The sequence below is a fragment of the Clostridium puniceum genome (assembly GCF_002006345.1).
Classification (GTDB): Bacteria; Bacillota; Clostridia; order Clostridiales; family Clostridiaceae; genus Clostridium; species Clostridium puniceum.
Genome location: NZ_LZZM01000148.1, coordinates 1 through 14,850, shown reverse-complemented (window position 1 = coordinate 14,850; position 14,850 = coordinate 1). Strand labels below are relative to the sequence as shown.

The 14,850-nt window shown below is 28.6% G+C and carries 11 protein-coding genes and 2 pseudogenes; 2 read left to right on the top strand and 11 right to left on the bottom strand.

Annotated features, from left to right (window positions below; translation table 11 throughout):
- The first annotated feature begins 124 nt into the window (after positions 1–124).
- Entirely contained in the window at positions 125–997 is an 873-nt protein-coding gene (locus CLPUN_RS11145) for an AraC family transcriptional regulator (protein WP_077847354.1), read from the top strand.
- Positions 998–1,055: 58 nt separating this feature from the next.
- On the opposite strand, the gene CLPUN_RS11140 is transcribed toward CLPUN_RS11145, so the two are convergent.
- The 3 genes from CLPUN_RS11140 to CLPUN_RS11130 form a co-directional block, all read right to left on the bottom strand.
- Complete coding sequence (locus CLPUN_RS11140; RefSeq protein WP_077847353.1) at positions 1,056–2,318, bottom strand: FAD-dependent oxidoreductase; 1,263 nt, start codon at positions 2,316–2,318, stop codon at positions 1,056–1,058.
- A gap of 189 nt (positions 2,319–2,507) precedes the next feature.
- The gene (locus CLPUN_RS11135; RefSeq protein ID WP_077847352.1) at positions 2,508–2,867 is read right to left on the bottom strand and encodes a hypothetical protein; all 360 of its coding nucleotides are present in this window, start codon (positions 2,865–2,867) and stop codon (positions 2,508–2,510) included.
- Positions 2,868–3,242: 375 nt separating this feature from the next.
- Positions 3,243–3,614 carry a pyridoxamine 5'-phosphate oxidase family protein gene (locus CLPUN_RS11130; protein ID WP_077847351.1) on the bottom strand — a complete coding sequence of 124 codons (372 nt, stop codon included), beginning with the start codon at positions 3,612–3,614 and terminating at the stop codon, positions 3,243–3,245.
- A gap of 174 nt (positions 3,615–3,788) precedes the next feature.
- Between CLPUN_RS11130 and pdxR the strand changes: the two genes are divergently transcribed.
- Positions 3,789–5,216, top strand: coding sequence for a MocR-like pyridoxine biosynthesis transcription factor PdxR (gene pdxR, locus CLPUN_RS11125; RefSeq protein ID WP_077847350.1), 1,428 nt, complete (start codon positions 3,789–3,791; stop codon positions 5,214–5,216).
- Positions 5,217–5,403: 187 nt separating this feature from the next.
- Here the strand turns inward: pdxR and CLPUN_RS11120 are convergent, their stop codons facing one another.
- From CLPUN_RS11120 to CLPUN_RS11085, 8 genes and pseudogenes are all read right to left on the bottom strand, one after another.
- Positions 5,404–6,390 carry an NAD(P)-dependent oxidoreductase gene (locus CLPUN_RS11120; RefSeq protein ID WP_077847349.1) on the bottom strand — a complete coding sequence of 329 codons (987 nt, stop codon included), beginning with the start codon at positions 6,388–6,390 and terminating at the stop codon, positions 5,404–5,406.
- Between the two features lie 23 nt (positions 6,391–6,413).
- Positions 6,414–7,499 (bottom strand): histidinol-phosphate transaminase, encoded by a 1,086-nt coding sequence (hisC, locus tag CLPUN_RS11115; protein ID WP_077847348.1) that lies wholly within the window; start codon positions 7,497–7,499, stop codon positions 6,414–6,416.
- Positions 7,500–7,594: 95 nt separating this feature from the next.
- Positions 7,595–8,872: pseudogene (locus CLPUN_RS11110) on the bottom strand (aspartate aminotransferase family protein).
- A gap of 85 nt (positions 8,873–8,957) precedes the next feature.
- The gene (locus tag CLPUN_RS11105; protein ID WP_077847347.1) at positions 8,958–10,598 is read right to left on the bottom strand and encodes a M20/M25/M40 family metallo-hydrolase; all 1,641 of its coding nucleotides are present in this window, start codon (positions 10,596–10,598) and stop codon (positions 8,958–8,960) included.
- 119 nt (positions 10,599–10,717) lie between these two features.
- Entirely contained in the window at positions 10,718–11,563 is an 846-nt protein-coding gene (locus CLPUN_RS11100; protein WP_077847346.1) for a dimethylarginine dimethylaminohydrolase family protein, read from the bottom strand.
- A 590-nt stretch (positions 11,564–12,153) separates the two neighbouring features.
- Entirely contained in the window at positions 12,154–12,810 is a 657-nt protein-coding gene (locus tag CLPUN_RS11095) for a GntR family transcriptional regulator (protein ID WP_077847345.1), read from the bottom strand.
- A 336-nt stretch (positions 12,811–13,146) separates the two neighbouring features.
- Positions 13,147–13,962, bottom strand: coding sequence for an AAA family ATPase (locus tag CLPUN_RS11090; protein WP_077847344.1), 816 nt, complete (start codon positions 13,960–13,962; stop codon positions 13,147–13,149).
- A gap of 476 nt (positions 13,963–14,438) precedes the next feature.
- Positions 14,439–14,732 (bottom strand): annotated as a pseudogene (locus CLPUN_RS11085) (IS3 family transposase); the annotation flags it as partial.
- Between the last annotated feature and the right edge of the window lie 118 nt (positions 14,733–14,850).

The following is a 14,850-nucleotide window of genomic DNA, read 5'->3' as shown; positions in this document are numbered from 1 at the left end:
TGGTCTTTCCTCCTTAACTGTTAGCTCTTAACTGCTAACTTAATTAACTATATCAATTTTATTTTTCATCTGATATAATACAATTGTTTAAAAATAGAATAAATCTATTTTGCGGAGGCCTATTATGAATTATTTATTTGAAGAAATAAACGTTTTAACTTCACCTTACGAAGCCTTTTTATGCGATACAAATCGCGATGGTTTCCCAATCAAAGCCCATTGGCATTATTATATGGAAATTATTTTAATGCTTGAAGGAACTGCAATAATAAATTGTAATAATAAAGAATATGTATTAGAATCCGGAGATTTAATTTTATTCCATCCTCAAGCAATACATTCAATTTTTACATCATCTCCTGAACCATTAAAATATGATGTACTTAAATTTGATATAAATAATCTTCATATAAATAGTAGCTATACACCAAAACTTAGTGCAATTTTCAAATATTCAATAGATGATTCCTGTGCACCTATTTACCTTACCTCAACAAACTTTAAACATTTTTCATTAGATAATTTATTTAATAGCTGTATTGAAGAAATAATAACTAAAGATTATGGTTATGATATTCAGCTTCAAGCTTTAATCTCATCCTTATTGATTGAAATTCTTAGAATATGGAGGCAAAATGGATTTGATACAAATAACATTGCTTTAATTCCTTATGATACAGATTCATTGCACACTATCTTACAATATATTGATGAACATTCACACGAATCCTTAAAGGTAGAAGCCCTTGCTGAAAAATGCCACATGAGTTATTCATACTTTGCAAAAAACTTTCATGAACTATATGGTCAATCCTGCAAGGACTATATTGAATTTATAAGATTAAGTAAAGTTAAAGATTTACTCCTATTTACAAACTTTGACCTTAACTACATAAGTCAAGAAACTGGCTTTTCAGATTGTAGCCACTTAATACGCACCTTTAAGAAAAAAACAGGCATAACGCCAAAAAAGTTTCGCATACAACACCTTAAATAAATTTCATTAATATAATTAAACTGAGGCTTTCTAAATTCAAGAAAACCTCAACTTTAATTTAAGAAAAAACATTTGTAAGATTTAAATTTTCTACTGTTGACTTTATTTCATCTTTATCAGTAGTATACAATCCTAAAGTCTTCATTCTCTCAAAGTAATCTGCACCGGAGAATGTGTATCTTTCACTTAGCTTCCCTTCTTTAACCTTATCATTTGCATACGCAATGATATCTCCTGTAACAAGCTTTCTTGATAATTCTAACAAAGGTCTCTTTTTTAAATATTGTACTGCATTATATCCTGCTAAAGTTCCAGTCGTCATAGCTTCAGTATGTCCCACAAAAAATCCAGATTTTTCACCACCACAAAATAAATTCTCTATTTTATCTACTTGCATTGAATTGCTCCTAGGAGCCGATGATAAATATCTAATCGAGTTACCATTCCCTCCCGCTAACGGATCTAAATATACTACATCTTCTAAGCCTTTAATTTTTCTTAATTTATCTATTGGATAATGAGAAGTCATAAGCTTTACATGTCCAGTATCTAATAGTATAATATTTTCTCCAAACTCTAAAGTTGCATATTGCTGACATACCTTTTGCTCTAATTTCTCTAAATGTATATCTTCTTTCGGAATTTTAATAACCACAACACCATCTTTCTCTAAAGCATAAACTATATCCCTTGATAAAAACTCTTTGGAAAACTCACAAGAACCACTCATTGCACCTTTCATACCATTTGCTCTTTCTCCAATTAAATCATTTACGCCTGCTTTTTCACTTATACTTACTCTCCCACCAAAGCTAGGACATCTTAATGTACACATTACACATCCGTTGCCATATTTTACGCAGTTAGGCATTGACCCTGTAGACCCTGTCGTTTCTATGAAAACATCCCCTATTATAGCTTCTTTATTGGGTAGTATAACTGCTTTCACTTTATTTTTTTCCATTTCCACATCTATTATTCTACTCTTAAAAAAGAGCTTTACTCCTGACTTAAGCAAATGTCTTCTAATAATTGGTTCAGCCCTTCCTACATCACATAACCAAGCATGTTTATGCCCTGGAAAATCTATATTCCTATGAATAGATATAGAATCCATAATTTTAATAAAATCACCAGCACCAAGGTTTATTAATTCTTCTGCTGCAGTGAATCTTCCATTATTTCTCATTATCCCACCAACATTACCCACTCCAAGTAATAAATCTGTTCTTTCATATAGCTCAACTTCCACTCCTAGCTTTGCTACTTCCAGTGCGGCAGCACACCCTGCCCATCCCCCACCTATAATTATCACTTTCATTAATATACTCCTTTAATTATAGTTATCTCTACTTTATATACTATTCAATTACTTTGCTAAGTTGAGTGTTCTCATAAACTTGATTAATAACAAAGATAGAAATTAAAAATAACTTTTATTAAAATAAACGCACTTGAAGAGTAGGCATTTTCAATTACCTACCCTGCAAGAACTTCTTCTGTTACCTATCTATTTTGACTCACATGGATATATATAATTGCTTATAGTACAAGCTCTTAATTTACAAGGGTCAAATTCATTGTCATCAGGAATTACAAACACTAATTTACGTTCAATAGTTCCGCATGAATCCTCACAATTTTCATTTTTTCTATATGCCATTGTAATAAAACCCTTAAACGCAAGTATTCTATTACATTCATCATATATAATGGATGCAACCGCTACTTTTTTGTCTGGACATACATTGTTTATTTTAATTCGTACAGTTAACAATTTTGCACCATGTTTTTCTATATCCACTGGTTCAGCCTTGATAGTATCACATAACTCACATGAACATTTAGTGCACTTTTCATATTTACCCATTTAGTTCAACTCCTATTTGCATATAAATTTAATATAAAATAATGTTTACTAACGTTGATTTGGCCATTTATAATTCTTATACATACATATATCATTAAAATATCTTTTCAACATAAAGTTTATAAGTTGATATATGTTCTCCTAAATCACATTAGCATCTTAATTATCTTTATTATAAATTCACAATAGTTTTATTAATAGGCTTGTTATAGATTGTATATTTCTAAGATATTCTAAAATAAATATTTTTGTGAACAAAATCAATCAAATCTAGATACATGTTTATTTATAATTAAAAGTAGCCTAGCATGCATCTTCTATAAAGTACATGCTAGGTCACTCCAATTTTTATTAATATTGTATAAAATATTCTCTCTATATTGTTTGCTTTGCAGATGTAATTGTTATTTCTAACACTCTACTTAAAAATGGGAATTTATTTTTCATCATATCAAATTCAGAACCTGATTCAACAAATTTAGCTGTTCCTTCAATTAAGAATCCTGCTCCCATATATTGATGTCCCATAACTTCTTTGCTACCTAAAGTGACCTTAACTTTATTATTTACTTCTATATTTTTTTGAGTTTTTCTCATTCCTGCTGCTGGTAGTAATAATCTACCATCTTCAGTAACATTAAGATATGAGTTCCAAGTATTAACCACATGAGCTTCATTATTACTGGAAGATACAATGGCTACTACCCCTTCATGTGAAATAACTTCAAGTAATTTCTCGTTTATCATTTATATTCCTCCTCTGAAATTTTATTAATTTATTTATGTACATATCTTTGAAAAGGCTTTATTTATTGTAAATTGACTTTTCATTAATGTAATTATACAATCAAAGTGTAATCATAAAAAGTGCCACTTTATATGATTTTTTAGGATACAGTTTATAAGGAGATTGTTATTAAAATGATTATTTTAAATACTGATTCAAAACATCCTTTATATTTACAAATCTACGATCAATTAAAAAAACAAATAATTTCAGGAGAAATTCCAAAAGGTAAAAAACTTCCTTCAACAAGAAAACTCTCAACCATATTAAATGTAAGTAGAAATACTGTTGAAAGTGCTTATATGCAACTTTCTTCTGAAGGATATGCTTCAAGAAAAGCCCGTAGTGGCTTTATTGTCCTAAAATTGGATAATTCCATAATATCAAAACTGAAAAAAGAAGATATTAAAACATGTAAAAATTTCCCTCTCCATTTAGATTATATAGATACTACTCATAACACTTATTATAAGTATAATTTTGAATATGGGAAACTTAGTGCCCCAGATTTTCCTTTACGTACGTGGAAAAGAATATCAAATAAATGTTTATCAACCATAAGCGCTGAAGATATGATATCATATAGTGCAAGTAAAGGTGAACTTGAATTACAAATAGAAATTATGAATTATTTAAGAAAATCAAGAGGTGTATCTTGTAGTCCTGAGCAAATCATTATCTCTTCTGGCAGTGACCACTCCCTCAGCTTACTCTGCCAGCTATTTAGAAGAGATTTTGATAAAATAGCCTTAGAAGACCCCGGGTATATTGGCGCAAAGGATATTTTTATTAATAACGGATATAATGTTATCCCAATCAACTTACAAGAAGATGGAATAAATCTTGATGAATTAGAAAATAGTTTAGCAAAAATAGTATATATAACACCTTCACATCAATTTCCAATGGGAGATGTGATGCCTATTGCAAAAAGATTAAAACTTCTAGATTGGGGCATGAGAAACAATGGAATTATTATTGAAGATGATTATGATAGTGAATTAAGATATAATTCAAAACCAATTCCATCAATCCAAAGTATTGATTCCAATGGCTCTGTAATATATATAGGTACATTTTCAAAAGCTTTATCTCCTAGTTTGCGCTTAAGTTATATGGTATTACCGAAAGTATGGCTTGATAAATATAATGAGCGTTTTAAAACGTATCAAGTATCAACCCCCATAATACTACAAAAAATTATTCACCAATTTATGCATTTAGGCCACTTTGATAGACATTTACGTAAAATATCTCTTATAAATAAAAGGAAACATGATACCCTAATTCATGCAATTCAAGAATTCATGGGTGACAAGGTTATTATTCATGCTAAAAATGCAGGTATACATATTTTATTAGAATTAAAAGATGGATTAACTGAAAAAGAACTAATAACAAAAGCTAAAAATCGTGGTATTAAGGTTTATCCTGTATCTACATTTTGGATAAGAAAAGATAAATATCCTAATAATATGGTTCTACTTGGTTTTGGCGGGATGTCTGAAAATGATATTTTTGAAGGTATACGCCTGCTTAAGGAAGCATGGTTTATCAGTTAACTTGTTTATATCTTTGTAAAGTAGGAAAAGTAGATAATTTTGTGTAAAAAACTGTCTACTTTTCTGATTGCTGATATAATTGCTTTTTTAAGCTCTGTTATTTTGAAATTTCCTAATTAAAACTAAAACAGAGCATCGCTTCTGATTAAGCTTTAATCATTTTACGACACTCCTACGATAAATTTAATTAACTATTTAATCTAATAATTCTATTAACCTTTTCTTTCTCACCCTTCAAATAATATACTATATTTTCACATGATATTCTTTGCAATTCTCTCATGGATGTTTCTGAATAAAAGGCTGCATGAGGTGTTATAATGACATTCTCTCTTCCTACTAATTTATTTTTTTCTAAATTAGGATTTTCCTCGGCTAGCACATCTAAACCTGCTCCCCTAATTAAATTTTTTTCAAGTGCTATAAGTAAGTCCTTCTCATTAAAACTACTTCCACGACCTGTATTTATAAAAATAGGGGATTTCTTCATTTTGTTAAATTCATTAATTGTAAAGAAGTTATTGTTAGTACTATTTTGATTCATATGATTAGAAACAATATCTGCATTTTTCCATACATATTCAGAATCAACTAACCTTACATTAAGAGCTTTAGCCTCCTCAGTTTTTACATAAGGATCTACAGCAACAACTTGCATTCCAAAGGCAAGTGCTCTCTTTGCAACAGCTTTTCCTATTTTCCCAAAACCAAATATTCCAAGAGTTTGCCCTTCTATTCTTTGAAGGTTATTGATTGATTGATATTTCCATATTCCTTTTTTATCTATATCATTTATATAATGCTTAATTCCTCTACTTAGAGATAAAATTAGTGACATAGTGTGTTCAGCAACTTCTTGGGTGCAGTATTCCCCCATATGACAAACTGCAATATTCTTTTTAGCTGCTTCTTCTAAATCTACACAATCATATCCTACTGCATTAATAGATATACATTTCAAATTCTTACATCTATTAATGACTGTTTTATTAATATCTAGAAATGCTGTAAGTATTGCATCACCATCCTTAATAACTTCTAAAAATTCATTTTGGTCACTATTATATTCATATATAACAATCTCAACATCCTTAAGTCCCTCTGATAGAATATTTTTTTCATATTCAAGATTTCTTTCTAGCACATCTTTATAGTCTGTAATTACTATTTTCATCAATTCCACCACCTTTATTTATTTCATTTACCTATACAAATCGGTAGAAGTTCTGAAAGAATTTTATCTGTTATCTTAATTACTTTATCCATTTCTTCATCCGTCCCAATTGTTATTCTTACATAGTCATCTATCTTCGGTTGCTTGTAATATCGAGTTAGCACTCCTTTTTCTCTTAATGATTTATGGTATTCTTCTCCACTAATTAGATTATGGGTCACAAATATAAAATTAGTTTTAGATGGAATTACTATAAATCCTAATTTTCTAAATTCAACACTTATTCTTTCTCTTGTAGCAACGACCTTGTTCTTACATTCTTCAAAATATTTCTTATCTTTTACTGATTCAACTCCAGCAACTAATGATAGTCCATTAATGTTATATGGGCTAAAAGAGAACTTTATTTTATTTAAATCATCAATGATTTCTTTGGATGCAAGTGCAAAACCTAAACGAGCACCGGCCAAATTACGTGATTTAGAAAAAGTTTGAACTACTATTAAGTTTGGATATTTATCAAGTAAGCTTATACATGATTTACTTCCGAAGTCCACATATGCTTCATCTATTATAACTACTCTATCTTTATTAGTCTTTAAGATTAATTCTATTTCCTGATGAGTAAGAATTAATCCTGTAGGCGCATTTGGATTAGCAATTATTATATTCCGTCCACAATTTATATAATTATTAATATCAATTGAAAAATCATCTTTTAAAGGTATTTCAATTGCATCTATATTAAAAGATTTTGAGTATACCTTATAAAATCCATAAGTTATATTTGGAAAACACGCTTTTCTTTCTTCATCAAAGAAGGCTAAGAAACAAAATCCCAAAACTTCATCTGATCCATTTCCTACAAATACTTGTTCAGACCTTATATTATAGAACTTAGCAAGTTCATCTACTAGTATTTTTGCATCTGGATCTGAATAAAGGTTTAATCCCTCTACTGCTTTTTTATTTACTACTTCCATTACCTTTGGTGCTGGCGGATATGGTGATTCGTTTGTATTTAATTTAATACATTCCCTATTCTTTGGTTGTTCTCCTGGAACATATGGTTCTAAATTACATAATTTTTTACTTAAAAATTTACTCATCTAAAGTCCCCCAATTACTAAACTAAATTTTATGCTTTAATTAAATTAAATTACCAATTTAATTTAATTAAAATTATTAACTTATCCCTTAAAATTTAGATATTCTCTTTGTTTAAAACTTCATCTATTATTTGTATTGCTTTATCTATATCTTTTTTTTCTATTATTGTTGGTGCAATAAAACGTATAACATTTTTATTGCATCCACAAGATAATAATAGAAGTCCTAAATCTAATGCTCTTTCTATTATTTTCTTTGTTAATTCTGTATTAGGATTTTTATCTTTATCAACTATTTCAATTGCAAGCATTAATCCCAATCCTCTAACTTCACCAATAACCTTATGTTTATCCTTTAATTCCATTAATTTCTCTTTAAAATATCCACCCATCTTAGCACAGTTTTCAAGCGCTCCATTTTCAAGCACATCTATTGTTGCAAGCGCTGCTGCACAAGCTACTGGATTTCCTCCAAATGTTCCGCCATGTGCTCCAGCAGCCCATTTTTCCATATACTCTTTCTTTGCTATCACTGCACTTAATGGAAAACCTTATGCTATTGCTTTAGCTGTTGTAAATATATCTGGCTTTACTTCAAAATGTTCCTGTGCAAACATCTTTCCTGTTCTTCCAAAACCAGTTTGAACTTCATCAAAAATAAGCATTATTCCATATTTATTACAAATTTCTCTAACATACTTTACAAATTCTACTGTAGGTACTATATATCCACCTTCTCCTTGTATTGGTTCCATAATTATTGCAGCTACACTATATGGATCGATAAGTTGCTTAAACATATCCTGAAATTGTTCAAAATATTCTTCTGGACACTCCTTTCCATTTTCCTTATATGGTGTCCTAAAAATATATGGATATTCAGCAAAATACACACTTGGAAGTAGCCCTTCATAATTTTTTCTGTATGCTGAATTTGAAGAAGTAATCGAAGTTGTACCTATTGTTCTTCCATGAAAAGATCCTTTAAATGCAATAACTGCTGGTCTCTTTGTAATATATTTTGCAAGCTTCAATGCTCCTTCGTTAGCTTCTGCTCCACTGTTACTGAAATATACCATTGTATCTCCACCAGTAATTTCAACGAGCTTTTCTGCAAGTTTCACGTAAGACTCATAATATACAACATTATGGCCTCCATGAATTAATATTTTTACTTGCTGCACTGCTGCTTCAACTACTTTGGGATGATTATGACCTATATTGCAGACAGCTACACCACTTGCAAAATCAAGTATTTCTCTCCCATCTTCAGTTGTCAAATAACAGCCTTCACCTTTTACAATTCCAAGATCAGTTGCTCTCCCCGCAACTGGTGGCATTACTTTTTGACATCTTTCAAATAAAGTACTCATATTATTTATCCTCCAATAAATTATCACATTTTTAATTTTGATTTCAGTTTTAATTAACTAATCATCTTCTGTAACTAGTCTTTCTCTATATTAAAAAGTAGTTTTTTAATGTTTTCATGACAAGATCTGGCAAAATCTTAAATGTGTACGGCATATATACACGTTCAGTCCATTTATGAGCATCTTTTCCGTAGCATCCATAATTAATTGCTGGTATATTAAGTTTTTTTATTTTTTGTAAAGGAACATTATAAAGTTTTTTATATTCTGGGAAATTTCCAATTAATATATCTATTGATTCATTATCATCATCTATTTTCAAATAGCTGCTATCAGTTAGGCTTGGGAAGAATTGCATTACCTCAAATTCTTCACTGCTCTTTTCACTAAACTCTTTAACTATTTTTAAAATTTCATTATAAGTTTTCTTTTCTTCTACTATTTCATCTTTCAAAGTATTATGTGGGCAATATGGAGCAGCAAAGAATATTACTATTGTAGGAATTTTTATTCCAGCAATTGAACATAATTTTTTTGTTATTTCCAATGGAATTTCACGTTTGTCCATATTTCCACTTATACATTTATTGGTTATTTCTTCAATATATGTGTCAATATTTCCCTGGAACTTTTTTTTAGATATCTTATAAACTTCATCATATTCTAGAACTTGAGTTATATATTCTATTTCCTTATAATTTACTTTTGTTAGTTTACAGTAATTTTTATATTTTTCATTAATATCCTTTAACACATTGCTTAAAGCCTTTTGAGCTATTTCCCTAAGTTTTATTAAAATTTCTTTTATCGATAAGTTATGAATAAAGTAATTAAAATAAACAAATGAAGTAAATGATGTTTGAACATTATATTGTGGTTTTAAATCTTTCATTTTTAATACCGATGGTGGAAGTGTATATTCGTTTTTATATCCATCACAGAACTCTGAATTTAAATTAATTAGCTTAACAAGTTCTGCTGCAACCATAGAAGAATCAAATCCTTCAAAACATTGGGCCACATGAGTTTCTTTTCCTTGAATATAAAAGCAAGGTAGTATTTTTCCAACTGCTCCTGTATAAACATATTTTTTTGTGTCTCCAGGATAAAGTGGGCATATATAATCATTATTTATAGCAATAAGATAGTTTAAATTTTCTTTTTCTTTCAGTTCTTCTAATACCTCCAAACCTTCGATTATTCCTGTGTGGAGATTTTCTTCAACTGGGTTTACAGAAAGCAAAATGTTACCATCTATATCTTTTACTTTTTCGCATAAATGTTTTAAAATCACCATGAAAACTGCAACACCACTCTTCATATCACATGCTCCACGTCCAAATAACCAATCCCCTGAATTTAAATCCTTCTCTACTTCAAGGTCTAACTTCACATTCTTGAGTTTTTTCATTAGCTCATCACAATTGAAAGCAAAATCTTTAAGTTCCCCAAAATCTTCAATACCAACTGTATCCACATGCCCATGAAATATTATAGTTTCTTTGCTATTTCCTTTTTCCCCTTTTATAAGAGCAAATACATTTCTTCTATCTAAAAAATCATTTTTGAGTTTTTGTATAATAACTTGATTAGGATGTCCTTTAAAATATGGTATATCTCTTAAATACGATTCAATAAAACATGAAATATCATGCTCTCCAGAAGTTGTATTTACACTGGCTATACTTACAAGTTTTTTTGTAAGTTCTAATATTTCTTTAAACACCGTTCATCCTCCTTGCTTCTATACAGACTAAAAAATACTGTATACAATATTAACTAAAAAAATTTCTTCATATTCTATATACAATTGCATAAAATTATTTACAACATATATAACCATTTTTATATTCTACTAAGTGGAAATGTCATGCAATGCGGACCACCACCTGCTTTTACTATTTCAGTAATATCAACTTCTATTACATTTATCCCTCTTTTTCTCATTTCTTTATTGGCATAACTGTTTTTCTTTAAGGATATTACTCTTTTATTTCCAAGTGCTTGTACATTACATCCTAATTCAAATATACTTTCTGCTGGCACATCTATGGTTTCAATTCCTTTTTTCTCTATAAGTTTAAGAAAATCTTCTGGGAGAGCATCTCTATAAGCTAATGCAAGTTTTTCATCTATTATATTAAAACATAAATCAAAATGTAAATATTTCTCATCACAAGGTACTCCGATAATTTTGTATCCATACTTTTCCAATTTATCTTGTATTTCTTTAATTCCTTTTATATCACTTCTTGCCACTATTCCAATTGCAATTGTATTATCATCTAAAAATGTGAAATCTCCACCTTCAAATAAACCTTCAGTACATTCTGCAACTATTGGTATTCCTAGTTCAGCCATTTTATTTTTATAAACATCTCTTTCAAAGAAACGTATTTCTTCTCTAAATCTACCTAATATATATCCTTCTTTAATGCACCCACCAAAATCTCTTGCAAATACTGAATTAGTCGTTCTTTGATCTGTGTCTAAAAGAACCACTTCAACTCCATTATCTTCATAAGCTTTTATCATTAACTTATGTTCAGCTTCCATTTTTTCAATATCTAAAGTAGTATTCTGCCATTTTTTTGCTATTTCATTTATAGGAACTGGCTTAAGATAAGTTGGTCTACACATTAATACTTTCTTTAATACACCAGTTGAATTTTTAACATACATGTTTTCCATATTAGCTCCTCCTAAAACTTTCAATAAAATATATTATAAACAAAAAGACAAAGACATGGCTTTCTTTTAATTAATTAGACGCCTTTGTCTTTGTCTTATACTTTTTTCTTTGAAATTTCAGATTGTTTTATGACGTAAAATAACAATGCTAAGTAAAACTGATTCATAAATATTAAAAGTCATATAGGATTTCCTTAATATTTATATTATTCTCATCAGTCAATATTGCTACCCCATTAGTCTAAGAAAATACATCAAATAGTAACCACAACATCATCGTTAAAACTCAAAGCTTTAATATACTTATCCTCCTTGCATTTTGTGGCTTATTTTCACCTTTTACGAATTTAGTATTCTGTATACAATATAATTGTAAAAAAATCTAAAGATTATCATCTTCGACACCTTCATTATAATTTGATTATATTAACACTTATTGCTAATGTCAACCAAATTTTACAATTAATTATATTTCTTCATGTTACATTTTCTATTAAATTTTAAACTAATTTTACACTATTACAACTATAAAATATTTAATAAATTAAGCTTAATCAGTTTAATACAATTATAACTATAAATTTACTTCTTTATTTATGTACAAGCATTCTTTCATTAACATTTTGCAAATGTCTTTTCATTGCTTCACTAGCTAATTCAAATTCTTCCTTTTCAATATAATTAATTATTTCCTTATGCTCTTTATTTGCAATACTTCCATATTTATCAACTGTACCTGATAAAATCAAAAAACGTTTAGTAATTAGATTAGCTTTTTTTATCATATCTCTTAAGAAAGAATTATTTGCATATTCTGCAATTTTTGTATGAAATTCATAATCAAGTTCAATAAAATCTTCATTTCTATGATCTTCTACCATATGCAATTGCTCTATATACCTATTTTTTATTTCTTCAATCTGCTTTTTAGTTATATTATCTTTTAAAAGCAGGACTGCTAGAGATTCTAACGATTCACGAACTAAAGTTATATCTTCTATTTCCTTTTGAGTTATATCTGAAACCACAACATTTTTACTTTGGTTTATTTCAGCAATTTCTTCATAAACAAGCTTAAGTAAAGCTGCCTTAATTGGTGTTCTGCTTATTTGCAATTCTTCAGCTAATTTTTCTTCAGCTAATATTTCACCCGGCTTTAATTTATTAGAAATAATCGCCTCTTTTATTATATCGTATGCTTTATCTGATAATGATTTATCCTTTTTTATAACGCCTAGTTTACCCATAATATTTTCTCCTTCCCGATATCAATCACTGAACACTGTATACATAATACATAAAAAAATTAGAGCTACTTTATAGATGCTCAACTCCATTGTTATTTATATTAGATTTTATTTGACTGTAGGAATATATATACATTTAAATGTTAATTTATACAATTACCAAATTACTGAACTTTATATGGTTTAATATACGTTGTTCTATCATATCATTATAATACATCATGTTTTTTTATGTCAAACATTAGTTTAAAGTTGAGTGATATTTGCTAATTCTTTATTTCTTGAATAAATATGCACAATATTAAATATAATACAATTTAATACCCCACACTTTTTCTAATTTTCAAATTCTTCTCTACATTTTTGAAAGAAATCATAGAAATATCTCACATTTTCTAATTCATTCCACCTACAAACATCAATATCTTTAAAATCAAGATTATATATTTTTGCATCTAAGGTTCTAAGCATAAATGGTGAATGTGTTGCAATAATATATTGATTGTTTAGATATCTTGCACCAAAATTAATTTTTTCAGCTAAAAGTACTTGATTTTGAGGTGATAATGAAACTTCCGGTTCATCTAATAAATATAATGCATCTGTCTGCAATAAATCATCAAATATTTGTAAACTCATTTCACCATTTGAATATTTTTCTTGACCAAATTTCATTCTTTCTATCTGCTCACTCATCTTTGGTGAATGCTTTAATATTTCTAGTTGTTCCTTATTATATCCTCTTTTGGCATATTCATAAACATACCCTTCTCGCAAAATTGCTTCTTGTTGAATTTTCTTAACCTCATACATTATATCTTCACTTTTAATATAGCAACTATTTAAAGGAATCTTATATAATACTTGTCCATTTTCATTTTCGCCAAGTTCATAAATACATTCCTTTACAAAACTTTCGAAATAAGATTTTATTGCATTAACTACAACAACTTCTTCCTTCCCAATTAACTCTAATTTATTAGCGATAATATTTAATAACGAGGATTTTCCACAAGCATTATTCCCATAAAATATTGTGATTTTATCAAAAACAAGGCATTTCTCATTTTTCTTATCAAATACATTATAAGGATATATATTAGGATTAGAAACTTTTTCATTTGATAATTTAAATGTATTTATATAAATCAATTTTGTCACCTTCATCTTTTTATTTTTAATTTACATTATGTTGCAATTTTAATTCTTCAACAAGATTCAATGATCTTAACTAATTTTAATATAGATTATTTTTTGCAACATATATATTTTTATTTTTTTATATACGTATTTATTTCATCAAACTCTCATAGATATGTCCATTGGTTTATATTCTTTTTATGCAAATTTAATGTTACGTTATTTAATAAATCAACTATATGCCTTAAATCATTTTTTCTACTAATATATTTTTATACATAGTTTTAATCTTACCTTCAGTTATGTAGTTTTCCATTAATACATAATATATTGGAGTGCTCTGAGTAGAATAGACATATAGAAAGTACGTTTTTCTTTGATTTCCGTAGAATATTATAAATCACTATTTGTTATTCATAATATTTAAAATAATTCAAATATTAGTAAACTTGTAGTTGTAATTGCCCTACCCAAGAATGATTCAATTATTACGATGCGGCCTTTAGACCAAGGTAGTAATCCTTTTTAAATTCTCTTGGAGAGTTATAGTCTAGAGTTGAATGTAACCTTCTTGAATTATAGAATAACTCTATATATTCAACAACAGTTGTTCTAGCCTCAGCTCTAGTTTTAAATTTTATTCCATACAATTTGTCCTTTTTTAAAGATGCAAAAAATGTCTCAGCGCAGGCATTATCAAAACAACAACCTTTAGCACTCATGCTTTGAAAGAAACTATTTTTTCTTAACAAATCTTGATAATCGTAGGAAGCATAATCGATTAAGAAAAAGGGATTTCTCCCTTTCCCTCATCTAAGAACCGTACGTGAGAGTTTCCAGCTCATACGGCTCAAGCATTTCTTCACCCTTTCGGGCGGCAACAAATGTATGCAGTTTTAT